The sequence below is a fragment of the Blastococcus sp. SYSU DS0753 genome (assembly GCF_054051175.1).
Genome location: NZ_JBJHAT010000004.1, coordinates 222,590 through 241,215 on the forward strand (window position 1 = coordinate 222,590; position 18,626 = coordinate 241,215).

An 18,626-nucleotide genomic window follows, 5' to 3' on the forward strand; every position below is an offset into this window, starting at 1 on the left:
GTTGGCCGCTCGCACCGCCCCGGAGAACCCGCATGCCGCAGAAGTCCCGTCCGTCCGGTGGCGCCAGCGCCGCCGCCACCGACGGCAGCACCCCCGCCGACGTCTCGGCCGGCACGCCTCCCACCACCCCGCGCCGCAGCGAGGGGCCGCGGGTGCGGCCGAAGAACGGGCTGGACCGCTACTTCGAGATCAGCGCGCGCCGGTCGACGGTGAGCCGCGAGGTGCGCGGCGGGATCACGACGTTCTTCACGATGGCCTACATCGTGGTGCTCAACCCGATCATCCTGACCAGCATCGCGGGGCCGGACGGCACGCCGGGCGCCGACGTCGAGGGCACGGTGCTCCCGTTCGGCTCGATCGCCGCGGTCACCGCGCTGCTCGCCGGCGCGCTGACGCTGCTCATGGGCATCGTCGGGCGCTACCCGTTCGCGCTGGCCACCGGCCTGGGCATCAACGCGATCGTCGCCGTCTTCGCGGCCACGCAGCTGTCCTGGCCGGAGGTCATGGGCCTGGTCGTGCTCGAGGGCCTGCTCATCACCGTCCTGGTGCTGACCGGCTTCCGCCGGGCCGTCTTCGAGGCGATCCCGGCCCAGCTGAAGACCGCGATCGCCGTCGGCATCGGGTTCTTCCTGGCGATCATCGGGCTGGCCGACGCCGGCATCATCCGGCCGGGCAACCCGCTGATCAGCTTCGGTGTCGGCGGGCAGCTCGCCGGCTGGCCGATGCTCGTCTTCGTCGTCGGTCTGCTGCTCATGAGCCTGCTGGTCGTCCGCAAGGTCAAGGGCGCGCTGCTCATCGGCATCGTGGCGACGACGGTGCTCGCCATCGTCGTCGAGGCGATCGCCGGGGTCGGCCCCCGCTTCGGCGACGACGGGGAGAACCCCCGCGGGTGGGCGCTGCAGGTGCCGGCGCTGCCCGACGACGTCGTCGGCAGCCCCGACTTCTCGTTGCTCGGCAACTTCTCCCTGTTCGGCGGGTTCGAGCGCATCGGCGTCGTCGCCGCCCTGCTCATCGTCTTCTCGATCATGATCGCGGACTTCTTCGACACCGTCGGCACGGTGACCGCCGTGGGGGCCGAGGGCGACCTGCTCGACGAGAAGCGCAACCTGCCCAAGTCGCAGCCGGTCCTGCTCGTCGACTCGCTGGCCGCCGCCGCGGGTGGCGCGGGCAGCGTCTCGTCGAACACCACGTACATCGAGAGCACCGCCGGTGTGGCCGACGGCGCCCGCACGGGGCTGGCCAGCATCGTCACCGGCCTGCTGTTCCTGGTCGCGGTCTTCTTCACCCCGCTGGTGGCGGTGGTGCCGTCGGAGGCAGCCGCCCCCGCGCTCGTCATCGTCGGCGCGCTGATGATCAGCCAGATCAAGCACCTCACCTGGGACGACATGTCCCTGGTCATCCCGGCGTTCCTCACCATCGCGCTGATGCCGTTCACCTACTCGATCACCAACGGCATCGGGGCCGGCGTCATCAGCTTCGTGCTGCTGCGGCTGGCGGTCGGGCGGCGCCGGGACATCCACCCGCTCATGTGGGTGGTGGCGCTCATGTTCGGCGTCTACTTCGCGCTCGAGCCGCTGCAGCAGCTCTTCTGACCCCGGCTGCTGAGTTAGGCTAACGATCGTGGGCCGGACGACGCTGGACACCGCCGCGCTCGCCCACGAGCTGCGGCTGGCGGTCATGCGGTTCTCCCGGCGACTGCGCAACCAGCGGGTGGACACCTCGGTCACCCTCACCCACCTCGCGGCGCTGTCGACGCTCAAGCAGCACGGCCCGATGAGCCCGGGGGAGCTGGCCGGCCACGAGCGGGTGCAGCCGCCGTCGATGACCCGCGTCGTCGTCGCGCTGGAGACGGCCGGGCTGGTGACCCGCACGCCGCACCCCACCGACGGGCGCCAGGTGATCATCGAGCTCACGCCGGCGGCCGAGGAGCTGCTGTCGGCGGAGGCGCGGGCGCGGGAGGCGTGGCTCGCCGGCCGGCTGCAGCAGCTGACCGCCGAGGAGCGGGCGGTCCTGCGCGAGGCGGCCGAGATCATGGACGAGCTGGCCAGGGGTGACCTGGACGAGCACTGACCAGCGGACGCCGCCGGAGCCGGGGCGCGGCATGTTCCGCGCCCTGCGGGTGCGCAACTTCCGCCGCTACGCCTCGGCCAACCTGCTCAGCCTCACCGGTACCTGGATCCAGCGCATCGGCCAGGACTGGCTGGTGCTGCAGCTGTCCGACGACAGCGGCGTGGCGCTCGGGCTGATCACCGCCCTGCAGTTCGGCCCGTCGCTGCTGCTGAGCATGTACGGCGGCGTGCTCGCCGACCGCTACCCCAAGCGCCGGCTGCTGCTGGTCAGCCAGAGCGCCATGGGGCTGCTCTCGCTGGTCCTCGGGGTACTGGTGGCCACCGGGGCGGTGGCGCTGTGGCACGTGTTCGTGCTGGCCGGGATGCTCGGCGCGGTCTCCGCCGTCGACATGCCCGTGCGCCAGGCGTTCGTCCCGGAGATGGTCGGCCCCGCGCTGATCACCAACGCGGTCAGCCTCAACTCGACCATCTTCAACGGGGCCCGGCTGGTCGGGCCGGCGCTGGCCGGGTTGCTGATCGGAGCGGCGTCGGGCAACACCGCGCCGGCCTTCTTCCTCAACGCCGCCAGCTTCGCCTTCACCCTCGCCGCGCTCGCCGGCATGCGGACCGACGAGCTCACCCCGAGCCCGCCGGTGGCGCGGGGGCGGGGGCAGCTGCGCGCCGGGCTCGCCTACACCTGGGCCCACCCCGACCTGCTGCTGGCGATGGGGCTGGCGTTCGTCCTCGGCACCTTCGGCTTCAACTACCAGGTCACCATCGCGCTGATGGCCCGGGAGACCTTCGACCTCGGCGCCCAGGCGTTCGGGCTGCTGTCCACCTGCTTCGCCGTCGGCTCGCTCACCGGTGCGCTGCTGTCCACCCGGCGCAGCGTGCGGCCCCGGCAGCGCTTCCTCGTCGGCTCGGCGGTGGTCTTCGGTGCGTGCACGGTCGTCGCCGGGCTCATGCCCACCCACCTCAGCTTCGCGCTGCTGCTCGTACCGACCGGCGCGGCGGCGCTGGTGTTCAGCGTGGCGAACAACAGCTTCGTCCAGCTCGGCGTCGACCCGCAGATGCGCGGGCGGGTCATGGCGCTCTACTTCATGTGCTTCATGGGCGGCACCCCGGTCGGCGCGCCGCTGGTCGGGTGGGTCTCCGAGCACCTGGGTGCCCCGTGGGGGCTCATCCTCGGCGGCGGGGTGTGCGTCGTCGCCGGCCTCGGCGCCGCGGCCTGGCTGGCCCACCGCGGAGGTCTGCGGTTGGCGGTGCAGCGCACGCCGCTGCGGCTGCGGGTCCAGGCCGCCCCCCGCCCGGCCGTCCCCTCCGCGCAGGTGCGCACCGTGGAGGAGGAGCTCAGCGAGAAGGCCCCCGGTCAGCAGTCGCTCTGAGCGGCCGGGGTGCGCGTACCGTCGGCGGGCACCGGAACCGCCCGTGCGCAGGGGAACGCCATGGCCGCACTCATCCAGCTCGTCGCACTGCTCGCCGCGTTCGCCGGCCTGGTCGCCGGCTTCGGCCCGCTGATCCGGTGGATCGAGGCTCGATCGGCCCGCCGCCACGCGGCGCGGCACCCCGCGGCGCCCGGGCGCTCGGTGCAGCACGTGGCCGCGGACCTGCGCCGGCTCGGGCGCCAGCTCGAGCTGGTGGCGGCCGGGGTGCCGATGGCCCGCCGCCGCGCGCTGCAGGCCGCGTACGACGACGTCCTCCTCGAGGCGGCCGGGATGCTCGGGGTGACCTCGGACCTGGCCGCGCTGCGGCAGGACCGCGCCCGCGAGGTCGAGCGCCTCCGGGTCGCCTGCGCGCTGCGCGCCGCGGGGCTGCAGGTGCCCCTCTGACCGCCGGTCCCGCGCGCCGGCTCTTCTTCGCCGTCGACCCGCCCGAGTCCGCGCGCCGCGACCTCGAGCGGGCGCTGGCCCCGCTGCGGGAGCTCCCGGGGGCGCCGCGGTGGAGCCGTGCCGAGCGCTGGCACCTGACGCTGCTGTTCCTGGGCGAGGTCCCGGACGCCGTGGTGCCCGGCCTCGTGGCCGCCGCCGCGCCCGCCGTCACCGCGACGCCGCCGATGACGCTGCGGCTGGCCGGGGGCGGGCGGTTCGGGTCGGTGCGCCGTCCGCAGGTGGCCTGGGCCGGGCTCGACGGCGACGTCGACCCGCTGGCCGCGCTGGCCGGGCGGCTGGCCGGGGTCGCCCGCGGTCTGGAGCTGCCGGTGGAGGACCGGCCGTTCCGCCCGCACCTCACCCTGGGGCGCTGGCGCCCCGGGCGGCCCGCCGACGGTTCGCTGACCGACCGGCTCGCCGGCTACCGGGGGCCGGAGTGGCCGGTGCGCGAGATCCGGCTCTGGGAGAGCCGGCTCGGTGCCGAGCCGGCGTACACGGTGGTCGCCCACTGGGCGGTCGGCTGAGTCACCGCGTGCAGGCGGGGCGGCGCGGTCGCCCGAGCCGAGGCGCGTGCGGTCCACGCCGGCCGCCCTGGCACCCTGTCCGACGTGCCGCACAACGTTGACCAGGCCCTCTCCGACTTCGACGCCGCGACCGCCGTGCGGCGGGGCGAGGCCGGCGCGCTCCTCGCCGACCTCCACCCGGAGTGGGAGGTCGGTGGCGGGATCCTCAACGGCGGCTACCTGCTGTCGGTCGCCGGGCGCGCGGCGGTGCTGGAGAGCCCGCACGAGCACCCGGTCGCGCTGTCGGCCAGCTACCTGCGGGCGGCGGCGGCCGGCCCGGCCACCCTCGCCGTGACGCCCGGGCCGGCGGGTCGGACGCTGGCCCACTCGCTGGTCACCCTCGCGGACGCGAACGGGCCGGTCCTCACGGTCCAGGCGACGACGGCGACGCTCGCCGACGACGCCCCCGAGTACTCCCTCCCGGCGCCCGAGGTGCCCAGGCCCGACGAGTGCATCGACATGGCCGCGAACGCCCACCTGGCGGCCGTGCCGGTGCAGCTGCCCGGGCTGACGCGGCACGTGGAGAGCCGGCTGGACCCGGCCACCGCGACGTGGGCGCTCGGGCAGCCCTCCGACGAGCCGGTGCTCCGGGCGTGGGTGCGGCTGGCCGACGGCCGCCCGGCCGACCCGCTGGCGCTGCTCACCTTCGCCGACGTGCTGCCGCCCACGAGCTTCGCCACCGGCCGGATGGGCTGGGCGCCGACCGTGCAGCTGCAGGTGCTCGTGCGGGCGCTGCCGGCCCCGGGCTGGTGCCTCGTGGAGGCGCGGGCCAGCGAGATCGCCGGCGGCTGGTCCGACGAGGACTACCGGGTCTGGGACTCCACCGGGCGGCTGGTCGCGCAGAGCCGCCAGCTGGCCCGTACCGCCCGCTGAAGGCCCCCGTGCAGGGTCCCGCGGCGAGCCTGCGAGTCGTGGGGGGCAGGGGGGTCCTCTTTCAGCGGGGCAGGTCCAGCTCGCCGGTGAGGTAGCGCTGCACCGTGGGGCCGATCGTGCCCACCAACCACTCGGGCGGGGCCGACGCGAGCGGCTCCAGGCGCAGCACGTACCGGGTGACCACCAGCCCGGCCAGCTGCGAGGCGGCCAGGGCGCCCCGGGCGTCGCGCTCGGCGGGGTCGAGGTCCAGGGAGCCGAGCACCCGGCGCAGCACCTGGGTGACCAGGAACTCGCGCAGCAGGCGGGCGGTCCACTCGTTGCCCACCGCCGAACGCACCAGCGCCAGACCGGCGGTGCGCCCCGGCCCGTCCCAGACCCGCAGCAGCATGCGGACGACGTTGCCGCCCAGCTCCTCCCGCGTGCCGGCGAGCACCTCGGGCAGCAGCTGGGCGGGGTCGGCCGGGGCCTCGATCGCGGCGAGGAAGAGCTGGTCCTTGCTGCCGAAGTAGTGGTGCACCAGGGCGGGGTCGACGCCGGCCGCGGTGGCGATCTGCCGGATGGTGGCGCCGTCGAACCCCCGCTCGGCGAACGCCTCCCGCGCGGCGGCCAGCACCGCGTCCCGGGTGCCGGGCCTGCCGGGACGCCGTCCGGTGCGTCGCCGTGGTGGCTGGTCGCCGGCGTTCAGTCGGTCCTCCTCCGCAGGGTGGCCGCCGCCAGCGCGAGCGCCAGCAGGGCGGCGCCGGCCACGATGCCGACGTCCAGCACCATCGTGCCGGTCGCCTCCGCCGAGCGCCCGACCTCGCGCAGGGCCTCGACCGCGTAGGTCAGCGGGAGGACGTCGCTGATGGCCTGCAGCCACCCGGCCATCTGCTCGCGGGGGACGAGCAGCCCGCAGAGGAAGAACTGGGGCAGGACGACCACCGGCATGAACTGCACCGCCTGGAACTCGCTGCGCGCGAAGGCGCTGGCCAGCAGCCCCAGCGCGACCCCGAGCGCGGCGTCGACCACGGCGACGAGGACGACGAGCCCGACGGACCCGGCCACGTCCAGGTCGTACAGCGTCGTCGCCACCGTCACGGTGACCACCGCCTGTGCACCCGCGGCCAGCCCGAACGCCAGGCCGTAGCCGAGCAGCAGGTCCAGCCGGGACAGGGGAGTGGTGAGCAGCCGCTCGAGCGTGCCGGACGTGCGCTCGCGCAGCATGGCGATGCTGGTCACGAGGAACATCACGACGAAGGGGAAGACGCCGAGCATCGCCAGCCCGACGCGGTCGAAGGTGCCGGGCTGCCCGGGGGCGGTCGGGACGTCCGCCCACAGCAGGTACAGCAGGCCCAGGAGCAGGCTCGGCAGCACGAGCAGCATCGCGATCGTGCGGTGGTCGTGCCGCAGCTGGCGCAGGACGCGGGCCGCGGTCGTCGCGGTGAGCCGCGGGCCGGCGGCGGTCACCGGGCCACCGCCTCGCGGGCGCGGACGACGGTCAGGAACGCCGTCTCCAGGTCGTCGGAGCGGCCGTCGGCGCGCAGCTGCCCCGGTGTCGTGTCGGCGAGCAGCGCGCCGTCGCGGAGAAGGAGGAGCCGGTCGCACCGGGCGGCCTCGTCCATCACGTGGCTGGACACGACCAGCGTCGTCCCGGCGCGGGCCAGGGCGTGGAAGCGTTCCCAGAGCTCGACCCGGAGCACCGGGTCCAGGCCGACGGTCGGCTCGTCGAGGACCAGCAGCTCGGGCTCGCCGACCAGTGCGCACGCCAGGGAGGCGCGGCCGCGCTGCCCGCCGGAGAGGTCGGCGACGAGCTGTCCGGCGGCTCCGCCCAGCCCCACGTCGGCGATCGCGGCGTCGGCCTCACGCGCCCCGCGGCCGTACAGGGCGGCGAAGTAGCGGGCGTTCTCCCGGACGGTGAGGTCGGGGTAGACGCTGGGCGCCTGGGTGACGTACCCGACCCGGCTGCGCAGGCCGGGGGAGCCGGCGGGCTCCCCGAGCACGGTGACCGTGCCGGAGCGCACCCGCTGCACCCCGACGACCGCCCGCATCAGCGTGCTCTTCCCACTGCCGCTCGGCCCGAGCAGCCCGGTCACCTGGCCGGCCGGGACGGCGAAGGAGAGACCGGGGAGCACGCAGCGCTTCCCGCGGTCGACGACGAGATCGGTGACGGTGACGGCGTCCATGACGCGCTCCCCACAACTCAACGGCTGATGAACTCAACGCTAGATGAGTTGCTGGGTGCCGTCAACGGGTCGCGCGCCCGCGGCCGGGCGCGCGCAGGGTCGCCCGCCCGGTGCGGGCAGAATCGGCGCCCGTGCCTGCACCCGTCGTCATCACCGACCCGGCCGATCCCCGCGTCGCAGATTTCCGCGACCTCAAGGCCGGGGACCGCCCGGCGGGCAGGGAGCGGGGCACCGGGCCGGTCATCGTGGAGGGGGTGCCGGCGGTCGAGCGCCTGCTCGCCTCGCCGTACCGGGTGCGCGCGGTGTTCGGTGTGCCGGGACGGGTGGCCGCGCTCGGCCTGCCCGGGGACGTCCCGGCCTTCGAGGCGGACAAGTGGGTGCTCTCGGAGGTCATCGGGTTCCGGCTCACCCGCGGCGTGGTCGCCTCCGCCGACCGCCTCCCGCCGGCCGACCCGGACGAGGTGCTGACCGGCCCGGACCCGGCGGGGCCGCGCCGGCTGGCGGTCCTCGAGGCGCTCAACGACGCCGAGAACCTGGGCTCGATCGCGCGCTCGGCGGTGGCCCTCGGCGTCGACGGGCTGCTGCTGGACCCGCGCTGCGCCGACCCGCTGTACCGCCGGTCGGTGCGGGTCTCGATGGGGCACGTGCTCTCGCTGCCGTTCGCCGTCCTGCCCGACTGGCCGGCTGGGCTCGCGCGGCTGCACGAAGCGGGCTACCTCACCGTCGCGCTCACCCCGGCGGCCGACGCGGTGGACCTCGGCGACGTCGACCCGCGGGCGCACCCGCGCACCGCCGTGCTGCTGGGCGCCGAGGGGCCGGGTCTCACGCCGGAGGCGCAGCGGACGGCGCGGGTGCGGGCCCGCATCCCGATGCGCACCGGGGTCGACTCCCTCGGTGTGGCCGCCGCCGCGGCGGTGGCCTTCGCCACCCTGCGCTAGTCAGCCGCGCAGCGAGAACCGGGCCAGCATCGCGCGGGCCTCCTCGGCGTGCGAGGGGTGGCACATCACGTCGTACCGGCTGGCGACGATCTTGCTGGTGCTGGTGAAGTCGCGCTTGCCGCGGGTGGCGGCGTACCCCATGCCGCCGAAGGCGGCGCCGAAGGCCAGACCGATGAGCAGGCCGGTCAGCACCGACCCGATCCAGCTGGTCCCGTCGGGCGCGAAGATGCCCAGCAGGAGGCCGACGAACAGACCCCACCAGGCGCCGGCCGCGGCGCCTGCGGCGACCGCCCGGCCCGTCGTCATGCGGCCGGTCACCGTCTCGACCATGCGCAGGTCGCTCCCGATGATCGTCACGTTCTCGACCGCGAACTTCTCGTCGGAGAGGTAGTCGACGGCGGCCTGCGCCCGCTCGTAGCTGTCGTAGGAACCGACCTGCACGCCGCCCAGCGGCATCGACACCGAAGCACTCATGCCGGAGCGACTACCCAGTCCTGCCGGCTGTTCCACGTGCGGTTGGTCAGCGGTTGCGGCGGACCCCGAAGACGATGTCCTCCCACGCCGGGATGCGGGCGCGCGGGTCCTCGTCGCCGTCCTCGTCGGTGCTCTGCCCCCGGCCGAGCACCACGGTGTCGTGCTCGGCGACCTCGTCGAGCAGGGTGGCCAGCGCCTCGTCGTCGGCCGGGGTCCCGTCGGGGGCGTGCACGTCGCGCACGGGCGCGTCGTCCTCCCCGGCCGGGGCGGGGGGCGGCTCCGGGCTGCGCACCACCGAGACCGGCCGGTTGCGGGCGGCCGGCGAGGGCAGGCCGGCCGGCACCTCGGGCACGACCCGCACCAGGCGGGTGCCCTCGGCGAAGTCCGCCGTCGCGGCGTCCCCCGGGGAGACCGTGCGGGACTGCAGGTCGAAGTTCCAGCGCGCGGTGCCGGACTTGGCCCCTGCGCGCCACGCGCCGGTGACCACCCAGGTGCCCTCGTCGTCCCGGTGGGCGTCCCACGCGACGGCGTCGATGTCGGTGTCGATGAGCCGCAGCCGTTCGACCATGAAGTGCTGGAGCACCGCCCCCGGTGCCCCGTCGGTGAGCCGGACCCGCGCCTCGCGGGCCTGGGTGGCCACGCGCTCCCGTTCCTGCAGCACGGGGTGGGCGAAACGCATGATCCGCTCCACCCGGGCACCCGTGGCGGCGGCGACCTGCTCGGGGGTCTCCCCGGCGCGGATGCGGGACTGGATCACCCGGGGCGGGAGCTCGCTGCCGGAGTCGACGTCGATCTGGGTCAGCCGGCGGGCGTCCCCGCGGGCCGCCGCACGGACGCGCTCGTCGATCGGGAGCTCGAACCGCTCGCCGTCGGGGCTGTCGGGGCCGTCCGCGACGAGGACGAGGCTCTTCCCGTCGTCGGAGAGCGCCACGAGGCGCAGTGTGCGCATGGGCGACCTCCTGCAGCCGGCGCGGTGGGTCCGGACGCCGATCCCGGTCCCCGAGGTTATCGGGATCGGGCGCGAGCGGCGCGCAGGCGCACCGGCGTGGCGCGTCTGCGGCGGGGAGCGGCGGGTTCCCCCGGGGGAGGGGTGCGGACGACGTCGTCGCACGCCGATGTCAGCACTGACACACGCCCGAAACGCGCGACCGCCACAGTGGGCGGCTCGCCGGCGGCGCCGCACCGAGCCGAGGAGGAGCGATGGCCAGCCCCGTGACCGACCAGTGGACGGCCGCGCCCGCGGGATGCGCCGCCCTGGAGCTCCTGGCGCCCCCGGAGGTGCTGCCGGCGCGGGTCCGCCGCGCCATCGCAGGGATCGCCGGGGCCACCGCGGCCTGGTGCCCGGCGCCGGCCCCGGACGGCCGCCGCGTCGCCTACGTCACCGACCGATCGGGGCTGCCCCGGCTGGAGGTGGCCGCGCTGGACGGCCGGACCTCGCCGGTCCAGGTGTCCGGCACCGACCAGGAGGTGATCTCCGCCGCCTGGTCGCCCGACGGCGCGCGGCTGGCCTACCTGGTCAGCCCCGGCGGGTCCATCTGCGCCGAACTGCACGTCGTCCGCCCCGACGGCACGGATCGCCGGCTGGTGGCCGGTGCCGATCCACGTGCGGCGGTCTTCGCCGGCTGCTGGGTGGGGCCGCGGCACTACGCCTGCTCGATCGCCCCGGGCAGCGGACCGGACGCCGACGTGGTCCTGGTCGACGTGGTCACCGGAGAGCAGCGCACGCTGGCCTCCGGCGGCTTCCTCGTCGTCACCGCCGTCTCCGCCGACCACCGCACCGTCCTCGCCCGGCGCGGCCCGCGCGCCTACCGGCACATCGTGGTCATCGACGTCGCCACGGGCATCCAGCGGCGGGTCCTCCCCCTGGACGCCCCCGGCGGCATCGCCTCCGAGGACGGCCGGTTCACCGACGACGGGGCCACCGTGCACGTCCGTGCCGCGCTGCCCGGGCCGCCCGGGGCCGATCGCGCCGGCCTGGTCGCCGTCCCCCTGACCGACGGGGTGCCCGGACCCGGCCGGACGGTCCTGCAGCGCGCCGACGCCGACCTCGACGGGTACGCGGTGCGCCCGGACGGCACGGTGCTCGCGGTGTGGAACGCCGACGGGGTGAGCCAGCTGTGGCTGCACGCCAGGGCCGACGGGGCCGTGGTGCGGCGGATCGAGCTCCCCCGACCGGTGCTGTCGGGGTGGGCGCCGGCCGCCGACGGCGACGCGCTGATCGCCGAGCTGTCCGGGCCGCGCGCCCCCCGGGGGCTGTGGCGGGTGCCGCTCGACGGCGCGGGCGCACCCGAACCGCTCGCCTGCTCGCCCACCAGCCCGGAGGTGCCGGGCGTGGTCGAGCCGGTGCGCCACGAGTACCTCGCCCCGGACGGCGTCCGGCTCTCCGGCTGGCTGTACGTGCCCGAGGGCACCCGCGGCCCCAACCGCACGGTGGTCAGCTTCCACGGCGGACCGGAGGGGCAGGCGCGGCCGAACTGGTCGCCGATCACGCAGAGCATGGTGGCCGCGGGGCTCACGGTCTTCGCCCCGAACGTGCGCGGCTCGGGCGGGTTCGGGCGGGCCTTCATGACCGCCGACGACGGGCCCGCGCGCGAGTCCTCGTTCGCCGACGTCCGGACGACGGTGGACGAGCTGGTGACCGCGGGCATCGCGGCGCCCGGCCGGGTCGGCGCCCACGGCTGGTCCTACGGCGGGTACCTCACCCTCGTCGCCCTCACCCGGTGGCCCGAGCTCTTCGCGGCCGGCACCTCGCTGGCCGGGATGAGCGACCTGCGCACCTTCTTCGCCGGCACCGAGCCGTGGATGGCCGCGGCCTCGGTGACCGAGTACGGCGACCCGGTCGCCGACCGCGAGATGCTGGCCGCCCTCTCGCCGATGACGGCCCTGGACCGGCTCACCGCGCCGGTGCTCCTCGTGCACGGGGACCGCGACACGAACGTGCCGGTGGCCGAGTCGGTGCAGGCGCACCAGGCGCTGCAGGCGCGCGGTGCGCGCGCCGACCTGCTGCTCTTCGCCGGCGAGGGGCACGCCATCGTCGGCCGGGAGCACCTGGTCGAACTGGGCGAGCGGCTCGCCGCCTGGTTCGATCGGTGGCTGTGAGCGGGGAACTCTTCGCCGGTTACCCCACCGCCCGCAGCGACGAGGCCGTCGCTGCCGACGGCCGGCTGCGCGACGGGTGGGCCGGGCCGATCGCTGCCCTGGAGCGCCTCGGGGCGACCGGGCTGGCGGCCGCCGAGGCGGAGCTGCGGCTCCGGCGGCAGGAACGCGGCGTCGTCGTCGGCACGTGGGTGGACGGCCGGCAGCAGTTGCGCCCGGTGCCCCTGGACCCCGTCCCACGGCTGGTCGACGCCGGCACGTGGCGGACGCTGTCGGCCGGGATGGCGCAGCGGCACCGGGCGCTGAACGCCTTCCTCGCCGACGCCTACCGCCCGGCCGGGCGCCGGCGCGGCGACCCCGACCGCGCGGCCGAGATCGTCCGGGCCGGTGCGCTGCCCGAGTGGGCCGTGACGCACGGGCCGGGCCGGGATCCGGACGCCGTCGCCCGCGCGTGGCGGGGTCAGCCTCGCGCGACCGTCGCCGCGGCCGACCTCGTCCGCACCGACGACGACCGCTGGGTGGTGCTCCGCGACGACCTGCGGGTGCCGTCCGGCATCGGGTACGCGCTCGCCGACCGGGACTCCGCCCGCGCCGCGCTGCCGGAGCTGTTCGCCGGTGCCGGGGAGCGGCTGCGGGAACCGGGGGACGCCGTTCCGCTGCTGGCCGGTGCACTGGCGGCCGCCGCCCCGCCGGCGGTGCCCGGGGCGCCGCGGATCGCGGTGCTCACCCAGGGCGAGAACGACGGGTCCTGGTTCGAGCACCGGCTGCTGGCCGACGCCCTCGACGCCCCGCTGGTGCGGGCCGGTGACCTGTGGCCGCGCGCCGACGGGGGAGTGGAGGTCGCCGTCGACGGGGGCCGGGTACCGGTCGACGTGCTCTACCGGCGCTTCGACGACGCGCTGCTCGGCGCCTACCCCACCGGCGCGGGCGTCCCGCTCGGGCTGGCGCTCACCGAAGCGGTGCGGGCCGGGCGGCTCGGGCTGGCCAACGTGCCCGGCAACGGGGTGGCCGACGACGCGGCAGGCTACGCCTGGGTCCCGGCCATGATCCGCTTCTACCTCGGCGAGGAGCCGCTGCTGGGCTCGGCGCGGACGTGGGTGCTCGCCGACCCCGCGGCGTGGGCGGAGGTCGCCGACCGGCTGCCGGAGCTGGAGGTCGAGTCGGTCGCCGGGTACGGCGGCCGGCAGGTGGTGCTCGGCCCGGCCTGCTCGGCGGCGGAGCTCGCTGCGCTGCGGGCCGAGATCGCCGCCGCCCCGCACCGGTTCGTGGCCCGGGAGCCGCTGGCCGCCTCGACGGCGCCGACGCTGGTCGACGGGTGCCTGCGTCCCCGGCCGGTGGAGCTGCGGCTGTTCTCCGTGGCCGGCGAGACCACCGCCACCCTGCCGCTCGCCCTGACCCGGGTGGCCCGGGACGACCGGCCGGGGGAGCTCGACCGGGCGAGCAAGGACACCTGGCTGCTCCGCTGAGGAGCTCCGCGGTCAGGCGGCCGGCTGCAGCGCCGACCGGATCCGCACGGTCGTCCCCTCGGGGCCCGGGACGGCGGTGACCTCGGCGACCGCGCTCATCAGCGTGGAGCCGCGGCCGCGGTCCATGCTCGGCACCCGCTCCCGCCACTGGCCGTGGTCGCGGACCGTGATCTCCACCGCGCCGTCCCCGACGACGGCGGTGACCTCGACGACGGGCCGGGTCGGCTCCTGAGCGTGCTCGATCGCGTTGCTGGCCGCCTCGCAGGCCGCCAGGAGCAGGTCGTAGGACTGGTCGGCGCCGACCCCGGCGTCGGCCAGGAGGCCGCGGAGCCGGCGGCGGATCACCGGGATCGAGGAGAGGACCGACGGCAGCTGCCAGTGCGCCCGGTTCCGGGCGCCGTCGGGGCCGGTCGACGGCTGCGGACCCGGGTCCGACGCCGGCGCCGGCCGGCCCACCGGCGTGGCCACCAGCGGCGCGGGCAGCGGGGAGGTGGCCGGCCGGGGCGGCTCGCCGACCTCCCGCGTCGTTGCCGGGGTCACGGCGCGACCGGCCGCCCGCTCGAGCACCACCCGTACCCGGGCGAGCAGCTCCGCGGCGCGGAACGGCTTGGCCAGGTAGTCGTCGGCGCCGGCCTCCAGGCCCTCGACCGAGGCGTCCTGCCCGGCGCGGGCCGTCAACATGATCACCGGGATGTCCCGGGTGGCCGGGTCCCCGCGCAGCGCCCGGAGCAGCTCGAAGCCGTCGACGCGCGGCATCATCACGTCGGTCAGCACGAGGGCCGGCCGCTGCTCGGCCACCGCGGCGAGCGCCTCCTGCCCGTCGGCCGCCGTGCGCACCGCCCAGTGCGGCCGCAGCAGGCGGTCGAGGTAGCCGCGCATGTCCGCGTTGTCGTCCACCACCAGGACCGCAGTGGCGTCCGCCGCGCCGGGAGCCCGGTCGGCCGGGCGCGAGACCTCCCGCTCCCAGCCCTCGGCCTCGCCGTGGGCGGCCTCCGACGGGACGGCCGCAGGACCGTCGACGACGGCGTCGGGGGCGCCGAACGGCAGGGCGACGGTGAACGTGCTGCCCCGCCCCGGCTCGCTGGTCACCGTCACCGTGCCGCCGTGCAGGGCGGCGAGCTCCTGCACCAGCGCCAGGCCGATGCCGGTGCCCTCCCGCGTGCGGGCGGTCGCGCCCGACACCCGGTGGAAACGCTGGAACAGGTGCGGCAGCTCCTCGGCGACGATGCCCACGCCGGTGTCGGCGACGGTGAGCTCGAAGCCGTCGCCGGTGCCGCGCACAGCCACGTCGATGCCGCCGACGAAGGTGTACTTCACCGCGTTGGCCAGCAGGTTGACGACGATCTTCTCCCACATCCGGGGGTCGACGTAGGCCGGGCGGTGCAGGGGCGGGCAGGCGACGGTGAGGCGCAGCCCGGCCCGCTCGGCGGCCGACCGGAAGATGCCGGCGAGCTCGGCGGTGAACGCCGGGACGTCGGTCTCCACGCGGACCGGGGTGGCCCGCCCGGCCTCGATGCCGGCGAAGTCCAGCAGGTCGTTGACCAGCCGCTGCAGGCGCTGCCCGTTGCGCAGCGCCAGGGAGAGCTGCTCGCGGACGTCGTCGCCCAACGGCGGGTCGGTGTTCTCCAGGACGTCGCCGATCGGGCCCAGCAGCAGCGTGAGCGGCGTGCGCAGCTCGTGGCTGACGTCGGCGAAGAAGGTGGTCTTCGCGCGGTCGAGCTCGGCGAGCGACTCGGCCCGCCGACGCTCGTCCTCGAACGCCCGGATGGTGGCCAGCGCGCCGGTGAACTGGCCGGCCACCAGCTGGTGGAAGGCCTGGTAGTCGGCGTCCACGGCCCGGTTGGGCGAGGTGCCGAGGACCAGCAGGCCTGCCGGCTCGGCGTCGTGGCCGGACGCCAGCGGCAGCACCACCGCGTCGGTCACCGGGTCGTCCCAGGGACCGCCGGTCAGCCCCAGGGAGGCGACCGGCGGTAGTGCCGCGCCGGCGTCGGCGACCGCGGGCAGGAGCGCGGCGTCGACCCCGGTCGTCGCCACGCGGGCGAAGGTGCCCTCGTCGGTGGCGAGGTAGACGGCGGCGAAGGGGATGTCGAGCGGGTTCGAGCGCAGGGCCGCGCACATGGTCGCGACCGTCTGCCGCTCGTCGGCGAGCTGCGTGCCCGCCACCGACAGCGTGTGCAGCAACTGCTGGCGGCGGGCGGCGAGCAGCTCACCGGTGACCTCCGTGCAGACGGCGTGGATGCCGGCGACCCCGCCGTCGTCGTCGAAGGCCGGCGCGTGGGAGACGGTGAAGTAGGTCTCCTCCCGGTATCCGGTGCGTTCGAGGAGCAGCAGCAGCCCCGGCAGCCAGGAGGCCTCGCGCGTGGCCATCGCGTGCTCGATCGGGGGCCCGAGCGCGTGCCAGCCCTCGGCGAGGGTCTGCCGGATGTCCTGGCCGATCGCCGGGTGCTTCGCGCCGATGAGGGGCGCGTAGGCGTCGTTGTAGAACTGCAGGAAGTCCGGGCCCCAGGTCAGCACCATCGGGAACCTGGACACCAGCACCGTGCGCACGGCGAAACGCAGGCTGGCCGGCCAGCCGGCCACGGGGCCGAGCGGGGTGCTCGCCCAGTCGAGGCCGGCCATGATCCGGCCGGCCTCGCCCCCGGCGGCGAACAGGTCGCCGATCCCGGGGCCCGACGGGACATCGGGGCCCACACTCACCTCCCGCCTACGGACCTTCACCTCGGAACTGCCCACTGCGGCCCCCTGCAGGGACCCACCGCGAGCGTGCGAGCGGTGGGCGGCAGGGGGCCCTTCTTCAGAGCCGCTCGGTCACGTAGTCGATGCAGGCCGTCAGCGCCGTCACGTCGTCGGGGTCCACGGCGGGGAACATGCCGACGCGCAGCTGGTTGCGGCCGAGCCCGCGGTACGGCTCCACGTCGACGATGCCGTTGGCGCGCAGGGTCGTCGCCAGGGCGGCAGCGTCGACGGAGTCGGCGAAGTCGACGGTTCCGACGACGAAGCTGCGGTGCTCGGGGTGGGGGACGAACGGGGTCGCGTACGGCGACTGCTCCGCCCAGCCGTAGAGCCGCGTGGCGGACTCGCGGCTGCGCGCGACGGTGCCGGAGAGGCCGCCGAGGGAGAGCATCCAGTCGAGCTGGTCCGCCAGCAGGAACAGGGTGGCGACCGCGGGGGTGTTGTAGGTCTGGTCCCTGGTGGAGTTGTCGACGGCGATCGACAGGTCCAGGAAGCCGGGCACCCAGCGGCCCGCGGCCTTGATCTCGGCGATCCGCTGCAGCGCGTCGGCCGACATCAGGGCCACCCAGAGCCCGCCGTCGGCGGCGAAGGACTTCTGCGGGGCGAAGTAGTAGACGTCGGTCTGCGAGACGTCGACGGGCAGGCCGCCGGCGCCGGAGGTGGCGTCGATGAGGACGAGGGCGTCCTCGGTGCCGTGCGGGCGCGAGATCGGGGCCATGACGCCCGTCGAGGTCTCGTTGTGCGCCCAGGCGTAGGTGTCGACGCCCTCGGTGGCGGTCGGCAGCGCCAGCGACCCCGGCTCGGCCGTCACGACCACCGGGTCGCCGAGGAACGGTGCCCGCACCGCCGCGGAGGCGAACTTGGCGGAGAACTCCCCGTAGGTGCCGAAGGCGGCGCGGTCGCGGACGAGCCCGAACAGCGCCGCGTCCCAGAATGCGGTCGTCCCGCCGTTGCCGAGCACCACCTCGTAGCCGTCGGGCAGGTCGAACAGCGTGGTCAGCCCCTCGCGGACCCGCCGCACGAGGTTCTTCACCGGCGGCTGCCGGTGGGAGGTGCCCATGATCGCCGCCCCGTCACCGGCGAGGGCGCGCAACGCCTCGGGGCGCACCTTCGACGGACCGCACCCGAACCGGCCGTCGGCGGGCAGGAGTGCGGCGGGGATGGTGATGCTCATCCGGGGAGGGCCTTCCGGTCGTGCGGGTCGGGCGGCCCCGCCGCGCGCCCCCACCGCGGGCGTGCGCGGTGGGGGCAGCGGGGTCCTCGCTCAGGCCAGCTGGGCGGCCGAGGGGTTGATGGTGTCCCAGCCCTCGACGGCCTCGGGCTTGCGGGGCTCGGGGCCGACGTAGCGGGCCGACGGGCGCACCAGGCGACCGGTGTTCTTCTGCTCCAGGATGTGCGCGCACCAGCCGGCGGTGCGGGCACAGGTGAACATCGAGGTGAACATGTGGCTGGGCACCTCGGCGAAGTCCAGGACGATGGCCGCCCAGAACTCCACGTTCGTCTCGACCGGCCGGTCGGGACGCCGCTCCCGCAGCTCCTTGAGGGCGGCGTTCTCCAGCGCGAGGGCCGCCTCGAAGCGCGGCGCACCCAGCTCCTGGGCCGAGCGGCGCAGCACCCGGGCGCGCGGGTCCTCGGCGCGGTAGACCCGGTGGCCGAAGCCCATCAACCGCTCCTTGCGGTCGAGCAGGTCCTTGACGTACTTCTCCGCGTCGCCGGTCTTCTCGACCTCGTCGAGCATGTGCAGCACCCGGGAGGGGGCGCCGCCGTGCAGCGGCCCGGACATCGCGCCGATCGCGCCGGACATGGCGGCGGCGACGTCGGCGCCGGTGGAGGCGATGACCCGGGCGGTGAACGTCGAGGCGTTCATGCCGTGCTCGGCGGCCGAGGTCCAGTAGGCGTCCACAGCGGCCACGTGGCGGGGGTCGGGCTCGCCGCGCCAGCGGACCATGAAGCGCTCGACGATGGTCGAGGCCTCGTCGACCCGGCTCTGCGGAACGGCGGGGGTGCCGATGCCGCGGGCGGACTGGGCGACGTAGGACAGCGCCATGACGGCGGCGCGGGCCAGCTGCTCGCGAGCGGTCTCGCTGTCGATGTCCAGCAGCGGGCGGTAGCCCCAGAACGGGGCGAGCATCGCCAGGGCGGCCTGGACGTCGACGCGCACGTCGCCGCTGTGCACCGGGATGGGGAACGGCTCGGCCGGCGGCAGGCCGGGGCCGAACTTGCCGTCGACCAGCAGCGCCCAGACGTTGCCGAACGTGACCTTGCCGACCAGGTCCTCGATGTCGACGCCGCGATAGCGCAGCGCGCCGCCGTCCTTGTCCGGTTCGGCGATCTCCGTCTCGAAGGCGATGACGCCTTCCAGGCCGGGTACGAAGTCGTCGGCCATCTCGCAAGCTCCTCTGCGC

17 protein-coding genes are annotated in these 18,626 nt (G+C 75.8%); 9 read left to right on the forward strand and 8 right to left on the reverse strand.

Annotated features, from left to right (window positions below):
• Nucleotides 1-32 precede the first annotated feature (32 nt).
• The 6 genes from ACI799_RS05850 to ACI799_RS05875 all read left to right on the forward strand — a co-directional run bounded on the left by ACI799_RS05850 (nucleotide 33) and on the right by ACI799_RS05875 (nucleotide 5,352).
• Nucleotides 33-1,592, forward strand: a complete 1,560-nt coding sequence (locus ACI799_RS05850) for an NCS2 family permease (protein ID WP_456588056.1) — start codon at nucleotides 33-35, stop codon at nucleotides 1,590-1,592.
• 28 nt (nucleotides 1,593-1,620) lie between these two features.
• A complete protein-coding gene (locus ACI799_RS05855) occupies nucleotides 1,621-2,070 on the forward strand; it encodes a MarR family winged helix-turn-helix transcriptional regulator (protein ID WP_456588055.1) in 450 nt (149 codons plus the stop codon).
• Entirely contained in the window at nucleotides 2,051-3,433 is a 1,383-nt protein-coding gene (locus tag ACI799_RS05860) for an MFS transporter (protein WP_456588054.1), read from the forward strand. The genes ACI799_RS05855 and ACI799_RS05860 overlap by 20 nt, the downstream gene beginning before the upstream one ends.
• Before the next feature lie 60 nt (nucleotides 3,434-3,493).
• Nucleotides 3,494-3,877 (forward strand): hypothetical protein, encoded by a 384-nt coding sequence (locus ACI799_RS05865; protein ID WP_456588243.1) that lies wholly within the window; start codon nucleotides 3,494-3,496, stop codon nucleotides 3,875-3,877.
• Nucleotides 3,874-4,440, forward strand: a complete 567-nt coding sequence (gene thpR / locus ACI799_RS05870) for an RNA 2',3'-cyclic phosphodiesterase (RefSeq protein WP_456599109.1) — start codon at nucleotides 3,874-3,876, stop codon at nucleotides 4,438-4,440. The genes ACI799_RS05865 and thpR overlap by 4 nt, the downstream gene beginning before the upstream one ends.
• 84 nt (nucleotides 4,441-4,524) lie before the next feature.
• Nucleotides 4,525-5,352, forward strand: coding sequence for an acyl-CoA thioesterase (locus ACI799_RS05875; RefSeq protein ID WP_456588053.1), 828 nt, complete (start codon nucleotides 4,525-4,527; stop codon nucleotides 5,350-5,352).
• A 61-nt stretch (nucleotides 5,353-5,413) separates the two neighbouring features.
• On the opposite strand, the gene ACI799_RS05880 is transcribed toward ACI799_RS05875, so the two are convergent.
• The 3 genes from ACI799_RS05880 to ACI799_RS05890 form a co-directional block, all read right to left on the reverse strand.
• Nucleotides 5,414-5,965 carry a TetR/AcrR family transcriptional regulator gene (locus ACI799_RS05880; RefSeq protein WP_456588052.1) on the reverse strand — a complete coding sequence of 184 codons (552 nt, stop codon included), beginning with the start codon at nucleotides 5,963-5,965 and terminating at the stop codon, nucleotides 5,414-5,416.
• Nucleotides 5,966-6,033: 68 nt separating this feature from the next.
• Nucleotides 6,034-6,798 (reverse strand): ABC transporter permease, encoded by a 765-nt coding sequence (locus ACI799_RS05885; protein WP_456612609.1) that lies wholly within the window; start codon nucleotides 6,796-6,798, stop codon nucleotides 6,034-6,036.
• Nucleotides 6,795-7,514, reverse strand: coding sequence for an ABC transporter ATP-binding protein (locus ACI799_RS05890; protein WP_456612610.1), 720 nt, complete (start codon nucleotides 7,512-7,514; stop codon nucleotides 6,795-6,797). The genes ACI799_RS05885 and ACI799_RS05890 overlap by 4 nt, the downstream gene beginning before the upstream one ends.
• A gap of 131 nt (nucleotides 7,515-7,645) precedes the next feature.
• Between ACI799_RS05890 and ACI799_RS05895 the strand changes: the two genes are divergently transcribed.
• The gene (locus ACI799_RS05895; RefSeq protein WP_456588049.1) at nucleotides 7,646-8,452 is read left to right on the forward strand and encodes a TrmH family RNA methyltransferase; all 807 of its coding nucleotides are present in this window, start codon (nucleotides 7,646-7,648) and stop codon (nucleotides 8,450-8,452) included.
• Here the strand turns inward: ACI799_RS05895 and ACI799_RS05900 are convergent, their stop codons facing one another.
• Together ACI799_RS05900 and sepH are read right to left on the reverse strand one after the other, a co-directional pair.
• Nucleotides 8,453-8,926, reverse strand: a complete 474-nt coding sequence (locus ACI799_RS05900; RefSeq protein WP_456588048.1) for a general stress protein — start codon at nucleotides 8,924-8,926, stop codon at nucleotides 8,453-8,455.
• 46 nt (nucleotides 8,927-8,972) lie between these two features.
• Complete coding sequence (sepH, locus tag ACI799_RS05905; protein WP_456588047.1) at nucleotides 8,973-9,875, reverse strand: septation protein SepH; 903 nt, start codon at nucleotides 9,873-9,875, stop codon at nucleotides 8,973-8,975.
• A 251-nt stretch (nucleotides 9,876-10,126) separates the two neighbouring features.
• Between sepH and ACI799_RS05910 the strand changes: the two genes are divergently transcribed.
• Nucleotides 10,127-12,025 carry a S9 family peptidase gene (locus ACI799_RS05910; RefSeq protein ID WP_456612611.1) on the forward strand — a complete coding sequence of 633 codons (1,899 nt, stop codon included), beginning with the start codon at nucleotides 10,127-10,129 and terminating at the stop codon, nucleotides 12,023-12,025.
• Nucleotides 12,022-13,488 carry a circularly permuted type 2 ATP-grasp protein gene (locus tag ACI799_RS05915; protein WP_456588045.1) on the forward strand — a complete coding sequence of 489 codons (1,467 nt, stop codon included), beginning with the start codon at nucleotides 12,022-12,024 and terminating at the stop codon, nucleotides 13,486-13,488. Before ACI799_RS05910 ends, ACI799_RS05915 begins: the two co-directional genes overlap by 4 nt.
• A gap of 12 nt (nucleotides 13,489-13,500) precedes the next feature.
• Here the strand turns inward: ACI799_RS05915 and ACI799_RS05920 are convergent, their stop codons facing one another.
• The 3 genes from ACI799_RS05920 to ACI799_RS05930 form a co-directional block, all read right to left on the reverse strand.
• Nucleotides 13,501-16,179 (reverse strand): ATP-binding protein, encoded by a 2,679-nt coding sequence (locus ACI799_RS05920; protein WP_456612612.1) that lies wholly within the window; start codon nucleotides 16,177-16,179, stop codon nucleotides 13,501-13,503.
• Between the two features lie 103 nt (nucleotides 16,180-16,282).
• Nucleotides 16,283-17,395 carry a phosphoserine transaminase gene (gene serC, locus ACI799_RS05925; protein ID WP_456588043.1) on the reverse strand — a complete coding sequence of 371 codons (1,113 nt, stop codon included), beginning with the start codon at nucleotides 17,393-17,395 and terminating at the stop codon, nucleotides 16,283-16,285.
• 90 nt (nucleotides 17,396-17,485) lie between these two features.
• Nucleotides 17,486-18,607, reverse strand: a complete 1,122-nt coding sequence (locus ACI799_RS05930) for a citrate synthase 2 (RefSeq protein WP_456588042.1) — start codon at nucleotides 18,605-18,607, stop codon at nucleotides 17,486-17,488.
• Nucleotides 18,608-18,626: the final 19 nt, after the last annotated feature.